The 19,766-nt window shown below is 72.8% G+C and carries 15 protein-coding genes; 11 read left to right on the top strand and 4 right to left on the bottom strand.

Annotated elements, in window-relative coordinates; translation table 11 throughout:
- From HNQ58_RS09385 to fusA, 4 genes are all read right to left on the bottom strand, one after another.
- Positions 1-442 (bottom strand): DUF2784 domain-containing protein (locus HNQ58_RS09385; RefSeq protein WP_183948650.1); only part of this gene is annotated, 442 nt, incomplete at its 3' end.
- A gap of 23 nt (positions 443-465) precedes the next feature.
- Entirely contained in the window at positions 466-1,377 is a 912-nt protein-coding gene (locus HNQ58_RS09380; RefSeq protein WP_183948649.1) for a DMT family transporter, read from the bottom strand.
- 117 nt (positions 1,378-1,494) lie between these two features.
- Positions 1,495-1,797, bottom strand: a complete 303-nt coding sequence (locus HNQ58_RS09375) for a flagellar basal body protein (protein WP_183948648.1) — start codon at positions 1,795-1,797, stop codon at positions 1,495-1,497.
- Between the two features lie 58 nt (positions 1,798-1,855).
- Complete coding sequence (gene fusA / locus HNQ58_RS09370) at positions 1,856-3,907, bottom strand: elongation factor G (protein WP_183948647.1); 2,052 nt, start codon at positions 3,905-3,907, stop codon at positions 1,856-1,858.
- A gap of 206 nt (positions 3,908-4,113) precedes the next feature.
- Here fusA and HNQ58_RS09365 point away from each other — a divergent pair, with 206 nt between their 5' ends.
- The 11 genes from HNQ58_RS09365 (at position 4,114) to murD (ending at position 19,672) form a co-directional block, all read left to right on the top strand.
- Positions 4,114-4,548, top strand: coding sequence for an OsmC family peroxiredoxin (locus HNQ58_RS09365; protein ID WP_183948646.1), 435 nt, complete (start codon positions 4,114-4,116; stop codon positions 4,546-4,548).
- Positions 4,538-5,254, top strand: a complete 717-nt coding sequence (locus HNQ58_RS09360; protein ID WP_183948645.1) for an alpha/beta hydrolase — start codon at positions 4,538-4,540, stop codon at positions 5,252-5,254. Before HNQ58_RS09365 ends, HNQ58_RS09360 begins: the two co-directional genes overlap by 11 nt.
- A 64-nt stretch (positions 5,255-5,318) precedes the next feature.
- Positions 5,319-5,915, top strand: a complete 597-nt coding sequence (locus HNQ58_RS09355) for a glycine zipper 2TM domain-containing protein (protein WP_183948644.1) — start codon at positions 5,319-5,321, stop codon at positions 5,913-5,915.
- Positions 5,916-6,112: 197 nt separating this feature from the next.
- Positions 6,113-6,412, top strand: a complete 300-nt coding sequence (locus HNQ58_RS09350; RefSeq protein ID WP_183948643.1) for a hypothetical protein — start codon at positions 6,113-6,115, stop codon at positions 6,410-6,412.
- Positions 6,413-6,472: 60 nt separating this feature from the next.
- Positions 6,473-7,936: a heavy metal-binding domain-containing protein gene (locus HNQ58_RS09345; protein ID WP_183948642.1), complete on the top strand. Its 1,464-nt coding sequence runs from the start codon at positions 6,473-6,475 to the stop codon at positions 7,934-7,936.
- The gene (locus HNQ58_RS09340; RefSeq protein ID WP_183948641.1) at positions 7,933-11,088 is read left to right on the top strand and encodes a CusA/CzcA family heavy metal efflux RND transporter; all 3,156 of its coding nucleotides are present in this window, start codon (positions 7,933-7,935) and stop codon (positions 11,086-11,088) included. Before HNQ58_RS09345 ends, HNQ58_RS09340 begins: the two co-directional genes overlap by 4 nt.
- Positions 11,085-12,392: a TolC family protein gene (locus tag HNQ58_RS09335; protein WP_183948640.1), complete on the top strand. Its 1,308-nt coding sequence runs from the start codon at positions 11,085-11,087 to the stop codon at positions 12,390-12,392. The genes HNQ58_RS09340 and HNQ58_RS09335 overlap by 4 nt, the downstream gene beginning before the upstream one ends.
- 50 nt (positions 12,393-12,442) lie before the next feature.
- A complete protein-coding gene (locus HNQ58_RS09330; protein ID WP_183948639.1) occupies positions 12,443-14,098 on the top strand; it encodes an amidohydrolase in 1,656 nt (551 codons plus the stop codon).
- Between the two features lie 127 nt (positions 14,099-14,225).
- The gene (locus HNQ58_RS09325) at positions 14,226-16,844 is read left to right on the top strand and encodes a bifunctional aspartate kinase/diaminopimelate decarboxylase (RefSeq protein WP_183948638.1); all 2,619 of its coding nucleotides are present in this window, start codon (positions 14,226-14,228) and stop codon (positions 16,842-16,844) included.
- Positions 16,837-18,312 (top strand): MurL-like N-terminal domain-containing, encoded by a 1,476-nt coding sequence (locus HNQ58_RS13445; RefSeq protein ID WP_183948637.1) that lies wholly within the window; start codon positions 16,837-16,839, stop codon positions 18,310-18,312. The genes HNQ58_RS09325 and HNQ58_RS13445 overlap by 8 nt, the downstream gene beginning before the upstream one ends.
- Positions 18,293-19,672 carry a UDP-N-acetylmuramoyl-L-alanine--D-glutamate ligase gene (gene murD, locus HNQ58_RS09315; protein ID WP_183948636.1) on the top strand — a complete coding sequence of 460 codons (1,380 nt, stop codon included), beginning with the start codon at positions 18,293-18,295 and terminating at the stop codon, positions 19,670-19,672. The genes HNQ58_RS13445 and murD overlap by 20 nt, the downstream gene beginning before the upstream one ends.
- The last annotated feature ends 94 nt before the right edge of the window (positions 19,673-19,766 follow it).

The raw sequence follows: 19,766 nt of genomic DNA, 5'->3' as shown, positions 1-19,766 counted from the left end.
GGCGCCCGGCGGCGGCGCCAGGTCGGTCACGGTGCGCCGTTGCGCGAGTGGCTGACGACGTTGCCGGCACTTGGATGAATTTCGCAGGGCCGACGGTGTAGGCGGCGACGAACACCCACCACGGCGCCTCGAAGAACAGCAGCCGCGACAGCCAGTGCTCGACGAAGGATTCCGCGTAGGCCGCCTGTCCGGCGCGGCGGCGCAGGTCCTGTTCCCAGACCGTCAGCGGACACAGCCGGCCGAGCCAGGCCTGCCCGGCGATGTACAGCATCAGCAGCAGGTGGGTCAGCCGCAGCGGCAGGTTGCGCACCCAGCGCCAGCCGCGCCAGCCGCCGAGCAGGAACAGCGGCAGGCCGAGCACGACGCAGGCGGCGATGGCCGCGTGCAGGACCAGGATCGCATCGGCCAGCACGGCGGCGGCGGCGGGCGGGAGCGCGTCCATGCCGCCATTCTAGGCCGGGTCGGTCAGGTAGCAGGTGCGCGCCGGCGCAGCAGCGCCGGGGTGATCAGCCCGTTGGCCAGCGCCACGCCCAGCAGCACGACCGCACCGCCGAGCAGCATCGTCGCGGTGATCGCCTCGCCCAGGAACAGCGCACCCCAGCTCACGCCGAACACCGGGATCAGGTAGGTCACGGTGATCGCGCGGGCCGGGCCGATGCGTTCGAGCAGGCGGTAGTACAGGAGGTTGGCCAGGCCGGTGGAGGCCACGCCCAGCGCGATCGCGCTCAGCCAGGCGGCCGCGCCGGGCGTCCGCGCCGGCCAGGTCATGACCGTCGGCGGCAACAGGATGAGGGTGGAGATCGACAGCGCGGCGAAGGCGATCAGCAGCGGCGGCACGCCGGCCACCGTGCGCTTGGCGTAGTTGACCGCGAAGCCGTAGAGGATCGCCGCGCCGGTGCAGGCGGCGAAGGCCAGGCCGGCGGCGCCGCGGGCCTCGGCGCCGGAGAGCTTGCCCGACACCAGCACCACCACGCCGGCGAAGCCGACCAGCAGGCCCAGCGCCTGCCCCCAGCCGAGCCGGTCGCGCAGCCACAGCACGGCGATCAGGCCGGCCCACAGCGGCGCGGTGGCGTTGATGATGGCGGCGTAGCCGGCGTTGATCGTGAGCGCGGCATAGGCGAACAGGGCGAACGGCACCACCATGTGGGTCAACGCCAGCACGGTCAGCGGCAGCCAGCGGCCGCGCAGCCCGGCCAGCAGCTGCCGCGGCGCCGAGCCCAGCAGCACCAGCCCGCCGAGGAACAGAGCGCCCATCCCGACCCGCATCTCGACCAGCGCGATCGGCCCGAACTCCGGCGCCGCCAGGCGCATGAACAGGAACGACGCGCCCCAGAGCGCGCCGAGCAGGAGCAGGTCGATCAGGTCGCGGGTTTTCATGGCGGGGGAGGGCGGGGGGAGGCGCGCATTATCCGCCCGCGCCGCCCGCCACGGATATCCGGATTCCGGACTTGTGCGTTGCGGATTCGGACAATCTGCGGGCGATCGCCGCGATGTTCAGGCGAAGGTGTCGAGCAGTGTGCCGAGCATCGCGTGCCCGGCCGCCAGCGACTTGATGTTGGCTTCGAAGCCGTGCCGGGCCCGGGTCAGGCCGACCAGGTCTTCCACTGCCAGCCCCGGTGTCTCGGCCGGCGCGCGCGCCACCACGCCGGCGACGCCGCCGCCGGCCTGCGCCTGCGGCAGCACGACCTGACGGCGGAAGCCTTCGGTGGCGGCGTTGGCGATGTTGTGCGCGCCGGCATCCAGCTGGCGCCGGGCCAGCTGGATGCCGGACAGGGCGATGGCGGAGAGCGCACTCATGCCTTCACTGTGCAGCCTGCCGGGCACCGCTGCCGTGACCGCCGGCACGGTTTGCCGATCACTCCTCTTCCGGCCTGGGCTTGTACGCCTCGACCAGCTGCTTCTGCACGTTCGGCGGCACCGGTTCGTAGTGGCTGAACTCGATGGTGTAGCGGCCGCGGCCGGCGGTGATCGCCTTGAGTTCGTTGGCGTAGTCGCCGATCTCGGCCAGCGGCACCTGCGCCTTGATCACCAGCTCGCCGCCGCGCAGCGAGTCGGTGCCGTTGATCCGGGCGCGTCGCGAGGCCAGTCCACCGGTGATGTCGCCCACATGCTGTTCGGGCACCGCCACGTCGAGGTTGACGATCGGTTCCAGCACCAGCGGCCTCGCCTTGGCGATGGCGTCGAGGAAGGCCTTCTTTCCGGCGGTGATGAAGGCGACTTCCTTGGAGTCGACCGGATGCGACTTGCCGTCGTAGACGATCACGCGCACGTCCTGCAGCGGGTAGCCGGCGATGGCTCCGGTCTCCAGCACCAGCCGCACACCCTTCTCGACGGCGGGGATGAACTGGCTCGGGATGGTGCCGCCCTTGACCTCGTCGACGAACTCGAAGCCGGCGCCGCGCGGCAGCGGCTCGATGCGCAGGAACACCTCGCCGAACTGGCCGGCGCCGCCGGTCTGCTTCTTGTGCCGGTGGTGGCCGTCGGCGCGGGCCGAGACGGTCTCGCGGTAGGCGATGCGCGGCGGCCGGGTGTCGACCTCGACGCCGTAGCGCCCGGCCATGCGCTCGAGCATCACCCGCAGATGCAGCTCGCCGAGGCCGCGGATGACGGTCTCGTTCAACTCGGCGTGGTGCTCGACGCGGAAGCAGGGATCCTCCTCCGCCAGCCGCGCCAGCGCATTGGCCAGCTTCTGTTCCTGGCCCTTGTGCTTCGGGCTCACTGCCAGCCCGAACATCGGCTGTGGGAAGTCCAGCGGTTTCAGGTGGATGTGGTCCTCGTCGTGGCTGTCGTGGAGGATGGCGTCGAAATGGATCTCCTCCACTTTCGCCACCGCGGCGATGTCGCCGGGGATGGCGTCCTCGATCTCGACGTGGTCCTTGCCGCGCAGCTTGAACAGGTGGCCGACCTTGAACGGCTTCTTGCCGTCGTCGATGAACAGCTGGGTGTCGCGGCGCACCGTGCCCTGGTAGATGCGGAAGATGCCGAGCTTGCCGACGAAGGGGTCGTTGACGATCTTGAACACGTCGGCGATGACGTGGGCGTCCGGATCGGGTCGCGCCTGCACTGGTTCGGCGTTCGCGCCGCTGCCCTTCACGAACGGCGGCGGGTTGGCTTCCAGCGGGCTGGGCATCAGCTTCTCGATCAGGTCGAGCAGCTCGCGCACGCCGGCGCCGGTGCGCGCCGAGACGAAGCAGATCGGCACCAGGTGGCCTTCGCGCAGGCATTGCTCGAAGGCGTCGTGCAGCTCATCGCCGGAGAGCCCCGCCTCGCCTTCGTCCAGGTAGCGGCCCATCACCTCTTCGTTGATCTCGACCACCTGGTCGATGATCCGCTGGTGCGCCTCGGCGACGGTGCCGAAGTCGCTCTCGCCGTCGGGACGGAAGAAGCAGTCGACCACCCTGCTGCGCCCCTTGGCCGGCAGGTTGATCGGCAGGCATTCGGGGCCGAAGGTCTCGCGCAGCCGCGCGACCAGCGCCTCGAGGTCGGCGTCCTCGGCGTCGATGCGGTTGACCACCAGCAGCCGGCACAGCCGGCGCGCCTTGGCGTAATCCATCAGCCGCTGCGTGCTGTGTTCGATGCCGGCCGCGGCGTTGACCACCACCGCGCAGGTTTCCACCGCCGCCAGCGCCGACAGGGTCGGGCCGCGGAAGTCCGGGTAGCCCGGAGTGTCGATCAGGTTGACGTGGACGCCGCCATGATCGATCGATGCGATGGTCGAGTTGATCGAATGACCGCGCGCCTTTTCCATCGGATCGAAGTCGGACACGGTGTTGCCGCGTTCGACGGTGCCTGCCGTCTGGATCGTGCCGCCGGCCTGCAGCAGGGCTTCGAAGAGGGTGGTTTTGCCGGCGCCCGCATGGCCTGCCAAGGCGACATTGCGGATCTGTGAGGTGGTGTAGTTGGGCATGAGCGGACTTCTCCCGGACACGGGTGGACGAGTCCGTCATGGTCGTCCGCGCGGTGAGCGCTGCCCCACGAGCGATGGCGCTCGGCGGGCGGTCATGGCGGGGCCGCGCCTCCCCGGCGCGGCTGCGGCTAGCCTTCCATCCCCGGCCGGCGCGGTCAACCGCCGCGGCGTAGACTGGGAGGCCCATCGACCGGAGGAGGCAGGCCATGCAGATCCAACGTCGTGCCACCGCCCGCTGGGAGGGCGGGCTGAAACAGGGGCAGGGGCGCCTGAGCACCCCCCAGAGCGGCTTGCTCGACGGCCAGCGCTACGCCTTCGGCACCCGCTTCACCGATGAGGTGGGCACCAACCCCGAGGAGCTGCTGGCCGCCGCCCACGCCGGTTGCAACAGCATGGCGCTGGCCGCCAGCCTGGAGCGTGCCGGTCATGTCGCCGAGCGGGTCGAGACCGAGGCCGAGGCGCGGATGGAGCTCGGTGCGGCCGGCCCGAGCATCGTCGGCGTGCACCTGAAGGTTTCCGCGAAAGTGCCCGGCATCGGCGCCGACGCATTCGCCGCCATCGCCGAGGATTCGAAGAGAAACTGCGTGATCTCGCGGGCGCTCGGCGTGCCGGTGAGCCTGGACGCCAGGCTTGTCGACTGAGGCGGCCGCGCCGTCGGCGCTGTTCGTCCACGGCGCCGGCGGCGGCGGCTGGGAGTGGACGGTCTGGAAGCGGGTGTTCGCCGCCCATGGCTGGCGCACGGCCGCGCCCGATCTGCTGCCGACGCCCGGCGGCCTGGCGGTCACGCGGCTGCCGGATTACCTCGCGCAGACGGTCGCCGCGGCCGGCGCCTTGCCGCCGCCGCGCGTGCTGGTCGGCGCCAGCCTGGGCGGCCTGCTGGCGCTGATGGCGGCCGAGCGTGTCGCACCGGCGGCGCTGGTGCTGGTCAATCCGTTGCCGCCGGCGCCGTTCGCTGCGGAGCTGCCGGCGTGCGCGCCGCATCCGGCCATCGTGCCGTGGGGACGCGAAGCCACGCTGGCCGGCACGCGGCGGGCGCTGCCCGATGCCGATGAGGCGACCTGCCTGTACGCCTTCCGCCGCTGGCGCGACGAGTCGGGCGCGGTGCTGAATGCCGCGCGCGCGGGCATCGAGGTCGCGCCGCCGGCATGTCCGGTGCTGGCCATCGCCTCCAGCGACGACGAGGATGTGCCGCCGACGCTGACGGCACGATTCGCCGATGCGATCGGCGCCGACCTGCTGCGCGTGCCCGGCAGCCATGTCGGCCCGCTGCTCGGTCGGCAGGCCGCCGCGGTGGCGGCGCAGACTGTCGCCTGGCTGAATGCCCGCGCCGGGTTCAGCCGGACTTAATCGCCGGCGGCCTAGCGTGATTTCCGCAGGACGCCGAAGGGTCGGTGTCCCGGAGACCCACGCCATGAACCGCTCTCTTTCCCGCTCCGTGCTCGCTGTCGCTGCCATCGCGATCGCCGCCGTCGCCGGTACCGCCGCGGCCGGCCCGCGCGATCGCCACTACTACGACGAATACGGCGCTGTCTACGACTGGGCCAAGGTGGTCGACGTCGCGCCGATCATCGCCGAGTCCAGCCGCCCGGTGTACCGCGAGCAGTGCTGGGACGAGCCGGTGCGCGAGCGTTATGTCTACGAAGACTATCGTCGCCCGCGCAGTTCGGCCGGCCCGGTGCTCGGCGCCATCGTCGGCGGCGTGGTCGGCAACCAGTTCGGCAGCGGCAGCGGCAAGGTCGCCATGACCGCCGCCGGCGCGGCGCTCGGCCACGCCATCGCCCGCGACTCGCAGCGTTACGACGACCGCCACGCCTACGCTCGCTATCCGTCCCACGAGCGCGTGGTCTATGCCGAGCGCTGCCGCACCGTCACCGACTACGTGCGCGACGAGCGGGTGATGGGCTACGACGTCACCTACCGCTACCAGGGCCAGACCTACCGCACCCGCACCGACTACCATCCGGGCGACCGCATCCGCGTGCGGGTCGATGTCACGCCGGTGCACTGAGCCCACGGTCGTTCCACCGCGCGACCTTCGCCATGCGCGCAGGGGCCCGCGGGCCCCTGCATCCTGTGTGCGCTCCGGTCCTTCCCGGTCCGGCCGCGCTTGACCTGGGTCATCCACGGCGCCGCCGACGGCGCTAAAGTAGCGGCATGGCCCCCGCCCCTCCGCGCCACGCCGTCCTCGTCGCCCGCCTGCTGGTGTTGGCGCTGCTGCTGGCGCTATGGCCGGGTGCGCTGCCGGGGGCGGCGGATTGCTGTCCGCATGCCGCGGCCGCGGCGCCGGCCGGGAGTGGCAACCCGATGCCGTGCGACGACGACATGCCGTTCGCCGACTGCGATGCCGACTGCGCGCTGCGCTGCGCGGCGCCGACGCCGATCCATGCCGACCTGCGTCTGATCGCGACGCATTCCATGCACGCCGCCGGCCCGGCCGGACGCCTCGCCGCGTCCCATCCCCGGCCCGCGCCTGCGCCGCACCTGCGGCCGCCGATCGCCGCCTGAGTTCCGCCCCGTGCCGGGCCGCGCGCCCGCTCCTTCGGCCGTATTCGAGGTGGTATCGACATGATCGCCGCAATCCGTCTCCGCGCCGGGACGCCACGCCCGTGGCGGCGTCCGGCCTGGTGTGCCTGTCTTGCGCTGCTGCTGATCCTCGCCGCCTGCGGGCGGACGCCGCATGAGCCGCATCCCGCTGCGGTCGGCGATCCGGTCGCCGTGGCCGCCCCGGTCGCGGGCTACGTCTGTCCGATGCATCCGCAGGTGGTCGACGACCGGCCGGGAACCTGCCCGATCTGCGGCATGGACCTGGTGGAGCGGCGCGCGCCCGCGGCCTCGCCCGGCGAGCGCCGCATCCTGTACTGGTACGACCCGATGCGGCCGGAGGTGCACTTCGACGCGCCCGGCCGCTCGCCGTTCATGGACATGGACCTGGTGCCCCGCTACGCCGACGAAGCCGGTGCGGGCGTGGCGGTGGACCCGGCGCTGCGGCAGAGCCTGGGCATCCGTACCGGCCATCCGGTGCGCCTCGAGATGACGCCGCGGCTGCGCGTCGCCGCGCGGGTTCTGCCCGATGCCGGCGGCGTGGTGCGGCTGTCGGCGCGCAGTGGCGGCTGGATCGAGCGGCTGCTGCCGCGCGCCGAAGGCGACCCGGTCGAGGCCGGGGCGGTGGTGGCCGAGCTGTACGCCCCCGAGCTGGTGCAGGCGCAGAACGAACTGCTGCTCGGCGGCGAGGCCGCGAGCGCGGGGCGCGAACGGCTGTCGCGGCTGGGGATCGCTGCACGCGACATCGATGCCGTGCTAGCCGCCGGCCAGCCGCGGCGGCGCCTGCCGCTGCGCGCACCGGTCGCCGGCGTGGTGTCGCGGCTGCCGGTGCGCGAGGGCGAGGCGGTGCCGGCCGGCGCGACCGTGATCGAACTCGCGCCGCGGCAGGCGCTGTGGATCGAGGCGATGCTGTTCCCGGCACAGCGCCTGCAGCTGGGCGAGCGGGTACGTGCGCGCTTCACGCTGCCCGGCCTGTCCGGCCGCCATTGGGAGGCAGAGGCCAGCTACCTCGCACCGGCGGTGGATCCGGTGACGCAGACGCTGGCGCTGCGTTTCCCGCTCCGCGATCCGGACGGGCTGCTGCCGCTCGGGGCGTGGCTGGACGCCGAGATCGAGGGCGCGATGCACCTGGCCGAGGTGGCGGTGCCGGCCGCGGCGGTGATCCGCAGCGCCGACGGCGACCGCGTGGTGCGGCTCGACGCCGACGGCCGCTTCCGCCCGGTCGCGGTGTCGATCGGCGCGATCCACGACGGCTGGATCGAGATCCGCGCGGGGCTGCGGCGCGAGGACGAGATCGTGCTCTCCGGCCAGTTCCTGCTCGACGCCGAGGCGCAGCTGCAGTCGGGATGGATGCGGATGGCCGTGCCGGAGGCCGATGACGGTCCGCAGGGCGACCACGACCACGGCGACGATGGTCACGACCGGCACGACGGCGCGGATGACGACCAGGCGCATCACGGCCATCCGCACCGGGAGCGGCGGCCGTGATCGCCCGGCTGATCCACTGGTCGCTGGCGCACCGCGCACTGGTGCTGCTGGCGACGCTGCTGCTGACCCTGTTCGCGCTGGCTTCGGTGCGCACGTTGCCGCTGGACGCGATCCCGGACCTGTCCGACACCCAGGTGATCGTGCGCACCTCCTGGCCAGGACAGGCGCCCCAGATCGTCGAGGACCAGCTCACCTATCCGGTCGCCACCCGCATGCTGGCGGTGCCCGGCGCGCGCGCGGTGCGCGGCTTTTCGATGTTCGGCGATTCGTTCGTCTACGTGCTGTTCGAGGACGGCACCGATCCGTACTGGGCACGCTCGCGGGTGCTCGAATACCTCTCGCAGGTGCGCGGCGAACTGCCGGGCGGCGTCGAGCCGCAGCTCGGGCCGGATGCCACCGGCGTCGGCTGGGTCTACCAGTACGCGCTGGTCGACCGCAGCGGTCGGCACGATCTGGCCGATCTGCGCGCGTTGCAGGACTGGTTCCTGCGCTTCGAGCTGCAGCGTCTGCCGGGGGTGGCCGAGGTGGCTGCGGTCGGCGGCTTCGTGCGTCAGTACGAGGCGCGCGTCGACCCGCGTCGCCTGCAGGCCTACGGGCTCGGCTTCGAGCAGGTGCTGGCGGCGGTGCGCGCGGCCAATGCCGAGAGCGGCGGCTCGCTGCTGGAGATGGCCGAAGCCGAGTATGTGGTGCGCGGCATCGGCTATCTGCGTTCGCTCGCCGATCTGGGCGCGGCGCCGCTGGGCGTGGTCCGCGATGGCCGCGCGCTGCTGCTGCGCGACGTCGCCGAGCTGCGCGAGGGTCCGGCCGCGCGGCGCGGCATCGCCGAGCTGGACGGCGAAGGCGAGGTGGTCGGCGGCATCGTGGTGATGCGCGACGGTGGCAATGCGCGCGCCGTCATCGCCGCGGTCAAGGCGCGCCTGGCCGCGCTGGCGCCCGGGCTGCCGGAGGGCGTCGAGATCGTCACCGTGTACGACCGCTCGGCGCTGATCGATCGCGCCGTCGAGAACCTCTCGATGCGGCTGGTCGAGGAGATGCTGATGGTGCTGGCGGTGTGCGCGTTGTTCCTGTGGCACCTGCGCTCGTCGCTGGTGACCGCGATCGCGCTGCCGCTGGGCGTGCTGGTGGCGCTGGCGATCATGCGCTGGCAGGGCATCACCGCCAACATCATGTCGCTGGGCGGCATCGCCATCGCCATCGGCGCGATGGTGGACGCGGCGGTGGTGATGATCGAGAACGCCCACAAGCGGCTGGGCGAGTGGGCGCGCGTGCACGGCGCGCCGCCGCGCGGCACGACCCACTGGCGGCTGATCGGCGAGAGCGCGGCCGAGGTCGGGCCGGCGCTGTTCTTCTCGCTGCTGGTGATGGCGCTGTCCTTCCTGCCGGTGTTCATGCTGGAGGCGCAGGAGGGTCGGATGTTCGCGCCTCTGGCCTGGACCAAGACCTGGGCGATGGCAGTGACGGCCGGCCTGTCGGTGACGCTGGTGCCGGTGCTGATGGGCTATGCCGTGCGCGGTCGCTTCGTCGACGAGGGCGAGCATCGCCTGTCGCGCTGGCTGATGGCCGGCTATCGGCCGCTGCTCGCGCTCGCACTGCAGCGCCCGCGGCTGGTCCTGGCCGCGGCGGCGGCGCTGGTGGCGCTGACGCTGTGGCCGGCCGGCCGGCTGGGCAGCGAGTTCATGCCCGAACTGGAGGAGGGCGACCTGCTGTACATGCCGACCACGCTGCCCGGCCTGTCGCCGGCCGAGGCGCAGGCGCTGCTGCAGCGGACCAACCGCCTGATCAAGACCGTGCCCGAGGTCGACACCGTCTTCGGCAAGGCGGGCCGCGCCGACACCGCCACCGACCCGGCGCCACTGACGATGATCGAGACGGTGATCACTTTCCGTCCCGAGCGCGAATGGCGTCCCGGCCTGACCCGCGCCGACCTGCTGCGTGAGCTGGACGCGCGGGTGCAGGTGCCCGGCCTGACCAATGCCTGGGTGCCGCCGATCCTCAACCGCATCAACATGCAGGTCAGCGGCCTGCGCACGCCGCTCGGTCTGCAGGTGAACGGACCGGACGTGGCCGAACTGTCGCGCGTCGCCGCGCGGCTGGCCGCCGCGCTGCAGGCGGTGCCCGGAACCCGCTCGGCCTTCGCCGAGCGGGTTGCCGGCGCGCGCTACGTCGAGATCGTGCCCGACCGCGAGGCGCTGGCCCGGCATGGGCTGGACATGGCCGCGATGCAGACGCTGATCGCCGTCGCGATCGGCGGCGAACCGGTCGCCCGCCTGCTGGCCGGGCGCGAGCGCTACCCGGTGGTGCTGCGGTTGGCGCCGGACTGGCGCGATACGCCGGAGGCGCTGGCGGCGCTGCCGCTGGTGACGCCGGTCGGCAGCCATGTGCCGCTCGGTGCAGTGGCCGCGGTGCGCATCGCCGATGGTCCGCCGATGATCCGCAGCGAGGACGCCCGCCCGGCCACGTTCGTGTTCCTCGACCTCGACGACCCCGACATGGGCGGCTGGATCGCCCGCGCCGAGCGCGCGCTGGCGGAAGTGCCGCTGCCGCCCGGCTACAGCTGGAGCTGGGCCGGCACCCGCGTCTACATGGAGCGCGCGGCGGCGCGGTTGTGGATCGCCGTGCCGCTGACCCTCGGGCTGGTGTTCGTCCTGCTCTACCTCGCCTTCGGTCGCGGCGCCGAAGCCGGCATCGTCATGCTGACCCTGCCGCTGTCGGTGGTCGGCGGCGTCTGGCTGCTGTGGGCGCTGGGCTACGCCTGGTCGGTGGCGGTGGCGGTGGGCTTCATCGCCCTGGCCGGCGTGGCCGCCGAGTTCGGCGTGGTGATGCTGATCTACCTCGACGGCGCCGTGCGCCGCGCGCGCGCGGCCGGCGCGCTGGTCTCGGACGCCGCCCTGGTGCAGGCCCTCACCGAAGGCGCACTGCGGCGCATCCGCCCCAAGGCGATGACGGTGATCACCATCGTCGCCGGCCTGATACCCATCATGCTGGCCGAAGGCGCCGGGGCGGCGACCATGCAGCGCATCGCCGCGCCGATGCTCGGCGGCATGCTGAGCGCGCCGCTGCTGTCGCTGCTGGTGATCCCGGCGGTGTACCGGCTGTGGCTGGGGCGCGAGCTGCGGAGCGCCGCCGCTGTGCAGGACGGAGGTGCGCGATGAGCCGTCGTCTCCTCCTGCTCGCCTGTCTGGCGCTGGCCGCTTGTGCAGCCGCGCCGCGAGTACACCACGACGACATCGCGTCGGCGCTGCACGCGATCGGGACCGACGCTGCGCTGCCGGCCGGCGAGGCGGGCGAGCCGCCGCCGCCGGGTGCGCTGTCCGACGCGCGCGATGCGGTGGCGTTCGCCTTGCGCCACCATCCGCGCGTGCATGCCGTGCTGGCGGAACTGGACGGCGCGGCGGCGATGCGCTGGCAGGCCGGGCTGGCGCCGGACCCGATGGCTTCGGCCATGGCGTTGCGCCGCGAGGGCGGCGGCTGGATGCTCGAATACGGACTGATGCAGTCGTTGTTCGCGCTGCTCGACCGGCCGCAGCGCATCGCCGAGGCCGAGGCCGCGCTGCGGCGGGCCGAGGCGGAGACGGTCGCCGCGCTGCTGGCGCTGGCGCGGGAAGCCGAGGACGCATGGGTGGCGAGCGTGGCCCAGGGCGAGCGTGCCGCGCTGCTGGCCGAGGATCTGGCCCTGGCCGAGCAGCTGCATGCCTTGTCGGAGGCCCAGGCCGGTGCCGGCGCGGTCGGCCTGGAGGCGCGTCTGCGCGTCGCCATGGAGCGGGCCGAAGCCGAGGACCGCCTCGCCGCCGCCCGCGCTGCGCTGGTGCGCGAACGCAGCCGCCTGGCGGAAGCCCTCGGCCTGGCCGGCGCCGGCGGCCTGCAGCTGCCGGCGCGGCTGCCCGAGCCGCCGCTGCAGGCCATCGATGCCGAAGCCCTGCACGCGCTGGCGCGTTCGCGGCGACCGGAGCTGCGCGCCGCCGAGGCCGAACGCGAGCGTACCGGGGTGGCGTTGCGACGCAGCGACCGGTCCGGCGGCATCGACGCCATCGATCTCGGTCTGCGCCGGCAGCAGGACGCATTCGGCCCCGAGCTGCGGATCGCGTTGCCGCTGTTCGATCGCGGACAGGCACGACGGGCGTCGGCGGCCGCCCGGGCACGCGCTGCACAGGCGGAGCAGGCGCTGGCCGAACGCGGGGTGGCGCGCGAGGTCGAGCGGGCACTGGCGCGACTGGCGCTGGACGAGCAGCGGCTGCGGGCCACCCGCGAGCGCGCGCGCCATGCCGAGCTGCGTGCGGCGCTGGCCGCGCGACTGCATGCGCAGGGCAGTGCCCCCTATGACGAACGCCTGCGGAGCGAGCGCGAGGTGCGGATGGCCGGCATGGCGCTGATGGATGCGCGCGAAGCGGTCTGGCAGTCGCTGCTGGCGCTCGCTGCGGCCACCGCCTCGGCGCTGCCGACGGCCCGCGAGGATTGAGCGCGCAGGATGCCTTGGGCATAGTCGGCGGCGATCCCCGGGAGGCCCCCATGCGTCGACTCGCCCTTGCCTTCGTCTTCGCTCTCGCCCTGTCGCTGCCGGCCGTGGCGGCCGAGGTGACCGTGCTCACCGCCGCCCGCATCCATACCGGCGAGCCCGGCGCCGCCCCCGTGGAAGCGATGGCCTGGGATGGCGAGGGGCGCATCCTTGCTACCGGCGGCGTGCGCGAGCTGCTGGCCCGCTATCCCGGGGCCGAGCGCATCGACGCGGCGGGCCGCACGGTGATTCCCGGCCTGATCGACGCCCACGCGCACCTGATGGGTCTGGGCTACGCGCTGATGCGCGCCGACCTGGCCGGTGCCGACAGCAAGGCCGAGATCCTCGCCCGGCTCAAGGCCTTCGAGGCCGAACTGCCGAAGGGCGCCTGGCTGCTCGGCCGCGGCTGGGACCAGAACCGCTGGCCGGACAAGGCGTTCCCGACTGCGGCCGATCTCGACGCCGCCTTCCCCGAGCGCCCGGTGTGGCTGGAGCGCGTCGATGGCCACGCCGGCTGGGGCAACTCGGCCGCGCTGCGCGCCGCCGGGCGCGATTTCTCCGGCGACTGGCAGGTCGACGGCGGCCGCATCCTGCGCGAGAACGGGCAGGCCACCGGGGTGTTCGTCGATGCGGCGATGGCCTTGATCGAGGCGGTGATCCCGCCGCCCGACGACGCCTTCCGCGAGGAAGCCTTCGAACGCGCGCTGGCCGAGAGCGCGAAGTACGGTTTGACCGGCGTGCACGACATGGGCGTGTCACTGGCCGATCTGGCCCTGTACCGGCGCTTCGCCGACAGTGGCCGGCTCACCCTGCGGGTCAACGCCTATGCCGACGGCGACAGCCACGCGCTGACCGCACTGTGCGCCTTCGGTCCGCTCGCGCACCCGTCCGGCCGCCTGCGGATGCGCGGCGTCAAGCTCTACGCCGATGGCGCGCTGGGCTCGCGCGGCGCCGCGCTGCTGGCCGACTACCACGACGAGCACGGCCACCGCGGCCTGCTGGTGACTGCGCCCGAGGCGCTCGAGGCGGCGATGCGCAAGGCCCGCGACTGCGGCGTGCAGGTCGCCACCCATGCCATCGGCGACCGCGGCAACCGGCTCGTGCTCGATCTCTACCAGAAGCTGCTCGGCGAGCGGGCGAGCACCGACCACCGCTGGCGCATCGAGCATGCGCAGGTGGTCGCGGTCGAGGACATCCCGCGCTTCGCCGCACTCGGCGTGCTGGCCTCGATGCAGCCTACCCACGCCACCTCCGACATGCCCTGGGCCGGCGACCGGCTCGGCCCGCAACGGCTGGCCGGGGCCTATGCCTGGCGGCGCTTCCTCGATGCCGGCGTGCGGATGCCGTTCGGCTCGGACTTTCCGGTCGAGTCGGTCGATCCGCGCCTGGGGCTGTACGCCGCGGTGACGCGCCAGGACCTCGAAGGCCGCCCGCCGGGCGGCTGGCTGCCGGACCAGAAGCTCGGCTTCGCCGAGGCCTTGCACGGCTTCACCGCCGCTGCCGCGCATGCGTCGTTCGACGAGCAGACGCTGGGCACGCTGGCGCCGGGCAAGCGTGCCGACTTCGTGATCCTCGACGCCGACCCGTTCGAGCTGCCGGCGACGGACCTGCCGCGCAACGCGGTGCGCTCGACCTGGGTGGACGGCCGGCCGGTGTACCGGGCGCCCTGATCGCACCGGTCACCGCGTGCGGACCGCGGCCGGCAGCGGCAGCCGCCGGCCGAATCACGGATAATCGCGGGCCGCCGCGCGCCCGCGCGGCCGGTTGCCGACCGCAACGGCCCCAGCAAGGAGATGCATGAGCACCGCCCAGCCCGCCCCCGGCGCGACCTCGCCGGGATGGATCGTCCTCAAGTTCGGAGGCACCAGCGTGAGCCGTCGCGCCCGCTGGGACACGATCGGCCGGCTGATGCGAAAACGCGCCGAGGAGGAAGGCGCGCACGTCCTGGTGGTGGTCTCGGCGCTGTCGGGCATCACCAACGAGTTGCAGGCGGTCTGCGACGAACATGCCGATGCGGCTGAGGTGGCGCGGCGCCTGGAGGCCATCGTGGCCCGCCACCGCGCCTTCGCCGGCGAGCTGGAGGTCGATGCCGACGCCGTGCTCGGCGCACGCTTCGATGCGCTGCGCGCGCTCGCCGCCGACCCGCGTCGCCCGGGCGGCGCGCTGGGCTGGCAGGCCGAGGTGATGGCGCAGGGCGAACTGCTCTCGTCCACGCTCGGCGTCGCCTACCTGCGCAGCCAGGGTGTCGATCTGGACTGGCTGGACGCGCGTGATGTCCTGCGCGCGGTGCCGCTGCCCAACCAGAACGACTGGTCGCGCCATCTGTCGGCCTCCTGCGACTACGAAGGCGACGCCGGACTGCCGCAGCGCCTCGCCGAACGCGGCCGGTTGCTGCTCACCCAGGGCTTCATCGCCCGTGCCGCCGACGGCGGCACGGCGATCCTCGGCCGCGGCGGCTCGGACACCTCGGCGGCCTACCTCGGTGCCCTGCTGAAAGCGCGCCGGGTGGAGATCTGGACCGACGTGCCGGGCATGTTCAGCGCCAACCCGCGCCAGGTGCCCGACGCGCGCCTGTTGTCGCGGCTGGACTATGAGGAGGCGCAGGAGATCGCCACCACCGGCGCCAAGGTGCTGCACCCGCGTTGCATCCATCCCTGCCGCGAGGCCGGCGTGCCGTTGTGGATCCGCGACACCGGGCGGCCGGACTTCCCGGGCACGGTGATCGGCGACGGCGCCGCCACCGTGCCGGGCGTCAAGGCGATCAGTTCGCGCCGCGGCATCGTGCTGGTGTCGATGGAGACCATCGGCATGTGGCAGCAGGTGGGCTTCCTCGCCGACGTATTCGAGAAGTTCAAGCGCCACGGCCTGTCGATCGACCTGATCGGTTCGTCCGAGGCCAACGTCACCGTCTCGCTCGACCCCAGCGACAACCTGGTCAATTCCAACGTGCTCGACGCCTTGTGCGCCGACCTGGCCGAGGTATGCCGGGTCAAGGTGATCGCGCCGTGCGCGGCGGTGACCCTGGTCGGGCGCGGCATGCGCTCGCTGCTGCATCGCCTGTCCGACGTGCTGGCCGAGTTCGGCCGCGAGCGCGTGCACCTGATCTCGCAAAGCTCCAACGACCTCAACCTGACCTTCGTCGTCGACGAGGGGCTGGCCGAAGGCCTGCTGCCGCGCCTGCACGAGCTGCTGATCGGCTCGGGCGCGATGCCGGTCAACGAGACGCAGGTGTTCGGCCCGGGCTGGAACCGGCTCGACGCGCCGCGCGCCCCGCGCGGGCCGTTGTGGTGGGAGCGCCGCCGCGACCAGGTGCTGGCCCGCGCCGCCGCCGGCACGCCGCGCTATCTCTACCACCTGCCGACCGTGCGCGAGCGCGCCCGCGAGCTGGCCGGGGTGGCGGCGGTGGACCGCCGGTTCTACGCGATCAAGGCCAACCCGCACCCGGCCATCCTGCGTGCGCTGGTCGAGGAGGGCTTCGGCCTGGAATGCGTGTCGGCCGGCGAGCTGGAGCGCGTGTTCACGGCCGTGCCGGAGATCGACCCGGACCGGGTGCTGTTCACCCCGAGCTTCGCGCCGCGTGCCGACTACGCGCTGGCGCTGGCGCGCGGCGTGCACGTCACCGTCGACAACGCCGTCGTGCTGCGGCAATGGCCGGCGCTGTTCCGCGGCCGGGAGCTGATGCTGCGGCTGGATCCCGGCTTCGGCAGCGGCCACCACGAAAAGGTCCGCACCGGCGGCAAGGAGGCCAAGTTCGGCCTGGCCCTGGACGGCCTGCCCGATTTTCTCGACGCCGCGCGCGCGCTCGGCGTGCGCATCGTCGGCCTGCACGCGCACATCGGCAGCGGCATCCATGACCCGGCCCACTGGCGCGAGGTCTACGGCCGCCTGGTCGCCATCGCCGAGAGCATCGGCACGGTGGCGTGGATCGACGTCGGCGGCGGCCTGGGCGTGGCCTACGACCCGGAGGCCGATCCGTTCGACCTGCGCGCCTACGCCGCGATGCTGGCCGAGGTGAAAGCCGCCTGTCCGCAGTACGCACTGTGGATCGAGCCGGGCCGTTATCTGGTGGCCGAGGCCGGCGCCCTGCTGTTGACGGTGACGCAGGTGGTCGAGAAGGCCGGTGTGCGCCGGGTCGGCGCCGACGCCGGCATGAACGCGCTGATGCGACCGGCGATGTACGGCGCGTTCCACGAGATCGTCAACCTCACCCGGCTCGGCGACGCGCCGGGCACGCCCGCCGACGTGGTCGGCCCGATCTGCGAGAGTGGCGACGTGCTCGGCCGCCGCCGCCCGTTGCCGGACGCCACCGCCGAGGGCGACGTGCTGCTGGTCGGCCACGCCGGCGCCTACGGCGCGGCCATGGCCAACACCTACAACCTGCGCGCGCTGCCGCAGGAGGACGTGCTGGATGTCTGAGTGGAAATTCGAACGCGACGCGATCGCCGCGTTCCGCTTCGTGCGCTGCGGCTTCGATGCCGGTACCGGCGAGGCGACCCTGGTGTACGCCTTCGACGACGGCCCCGAGCTGGTCGAGCGCATCACGATCCCCGGTGCGCCGTTCGCGCTCGACGCCGTCCGCCGCGCGGCGGTCGAGCGCGCACTGCGGCTGCTGCATCTGATCGCCGGCGTCAGTTACTACAAGGCGGCGGTGCCGGCGGAGATCCGCGTCGAATCCCATGCCATCGACGCCGACACCGCAGCGCTGCTGACCGCGATCTACGAGAACGGACTGGGCGAATTCGCCTACCGCAACGGGCTGAGCCTGCGCGGAAAGATCCGCTTTCCGGCCTCCGATGCCGGTGCGCAAAAGCCCTCCCCTGCAAGGGGAGGCTTGGGTGGGGAGGGTGTTGAAGCCGAGACGCCCGGCGAACACCACCCCCACCCCGGCCCTCCCCCTGAGGGGGAGGGAGCTCGAGCCGGAGGTCGCGGTGCGCGTGCGCTCGTCGCGATCGGCGGCGGCAAGGACTCGCTGGTCAGCATCGAGGCGCTGCGCGCCGCCGGCGTCGACCAGACCGTGGCCTGGATCGGCAGTTCGCAATTGATCCGCGCCTGTGCGGAACGCACCGGTCTGCCGACGCTCAACATCGGCCGCCAGCTCGCCCCGGAGCTGTTCGAGTACAACCGGCAGGGCGCGTACAACGGCCACATCCCGGTGACCGCGGTGAATTCGGCGATCCTGGTGCTGGCCGCGCTGCTGCACGGGCACGACCAGGTGGTGTTCTCCAACGAGCGCTCGGCCAGCTACGGCAGCCTGATTCCGGGCACCGGCGAGGTGAACCACCAATGGTCGAAAGGCTGGGACTTCGAGCGCGCCTTCGGCGAATACGTCGAGCGCCATGTCGCCGGCGGCCTGCATTACTACTCGCTGCTGCGGCCGTGGTCGGAGCTGGCGGTGGCGCGCGCCTTCGCCCGGCTCGACCGCTACGACGCGCATTTTTCCAGTTGCAACCGCAACTTCCACATCCTCGGCGAGCGCCCGGCCAGCCGCTGGTGCGGGCAGTGCCCGAAGTGCCACTTCGTGTTCCTGGCGCTGGCGCCGTTCATGCCCAAACCGCGGCTGGTGGCCATCTTCGGGCGCAACCTGCTCGACGAGCCGGCGCTGGCCCCGGCCTTCGACGCGCTGATCGAGTACCGCGACCACAAGCCGTTCGAGTGCGTGGGCGAGGGCAGGGAGTCGCGTGCCGCCTTCATGACGCTGGCGCAGTCGCCGGCCTGGCGCGAGGATGCGCTGGTGGCCCGCTTCGCCCGCGAGATCGCTCCGCAATTGGCCGTCCACCCGCGAGCCGGTGACGGGCTCGACTTGGCAAGCCTGCTGCCGGCATCGGACACTCACCGGATTCCCGGGGATCTTTGGGGCAGGATCCGTGCGCATCTCGGAGCTTGAGGGGCGTCGCGTCGCGTTGTGGGGCTACGGCCGCGAGGGCCGGGCGGCCCTGGCGGCCTTGCGCTGGCGTCTGCCGCGCCAGCCGCTGACCCTGTTCTGCGGACGCGACGAAGCCGGCGAGGCGCTGGCGCTCGACGACCCGGCGCTGACCATCGACACCCAAGTCAGCGCCGACAAGCTGGCCGCCTTCGAGTTCGTCATCAAATCGCCCGGCATCAGCCCCTACACCTCGCCCGCCGCCGACGCGGCGATGCTGGGCGCGCGCTTCATCGGCGGCACCGCGCTGTGGTTCGGCGAGCATGGCGCCGACGCGCGCACGATCTGTGTCACCGGCACCAAGGGCAAGAGCACCACCACCGCGCTGGTCGCCCACCTGCTGCGCGCCGGCGGCCACCGCACCGCGCTGGCCGGCAACATCGGCCTGCCGCTGCTGGAGCTGCTCGATCCGGTGCCGCCGCCGGAGTACTGGGCGATCGAGCTGTCCAGTTACCAGACCGGCGATGCGGTCGCGCCCGAGGTGGCGGTGGTGCTCAACCTGTTCCCCGAGCATCTGGACTGGCACGGCACCGAACAGCGCTACATCGACGACAAGCTGGCGCTGGTGACCCGTGCCAAACCCAAACACGTGGTGCTCAACGCCACCGACCCGCGGCTGGCGCACTTGTCGCTGCCGGGTGCGCAGGTGCACTGGTTCAACACGCCGACCGGCTGGCACCTGCGCGAGCATGTGATCTACCGCGGCGGCGAGGTGGTGCTCAACACCCGCCATCTGCCGCTGCCCGGGCGGCACAACCGCATCAACCTGTGCGCCGCGCTGGCGGCGATCGAGGCGATGGGGCTGGATGCGGCCGCGCTGGCGCCGCAGGCGGCCAGTTTCGTGCCGCTGCCGCACCGGTTGCAGTCGCTGGGCGCGCGCGGCGGCATCGAGTTCGTCAACGACTCGATCAGCACCACGCCCTACGCCAGCCTGGCCGCGATGGACTGCTTCAAGGGCAGGCCGGTCGCCATCCTGGTCGGCGGCTACGACCGCGGCCTGGACTGGGGCGTGTTCGCCGACCGCATCGCCCACGACCCACCGCGCATGGTGGTGACGCTGGGCCAGAACGGCCCGCGCATCGCCGAGCGGCTGCGGCCGCTGGCCAACAACGGCCGCTTCCAGATCGCCGAGGCCTTGGAACTCGACGAAGCCGTCGAGCTGGCGCGCCGGGCGCTCGATCACCAGGGCGTGCTGCTGCTGTCGCCGGGGGCGCCGAGCTTTCCCCGCTACCGCGATTACGCCGAACGTGGCCGCCACTTCGCCCAGGTCTGCGGCTTCGATCCCGACGCGATCTGCGCGATTCCCGGCCTCGGCATCCATTGAGGGAGGGGCGCGGCGGTCGCGGTGTCCGCTTCCACCGGCGCGCTCATTGCCACCCCGGGCGCGTCGGCCGGGCGATCCGCCGGCGTACACTCGT

Origin of the sequence: Rehaibacterium terrae (assembly GCF_014202935.1) — a bacterium.
Classification (GTDB): Bacteria; Pseudomonadota; Gammaproteobacteria; order Xanthomonadales; family Xanthomonadaceae; genus Rehaibacterium; species Rehaibacterium terrae.
This window is presented reverse-complemented; position numbering and strand designations above follow the sequence as displayed.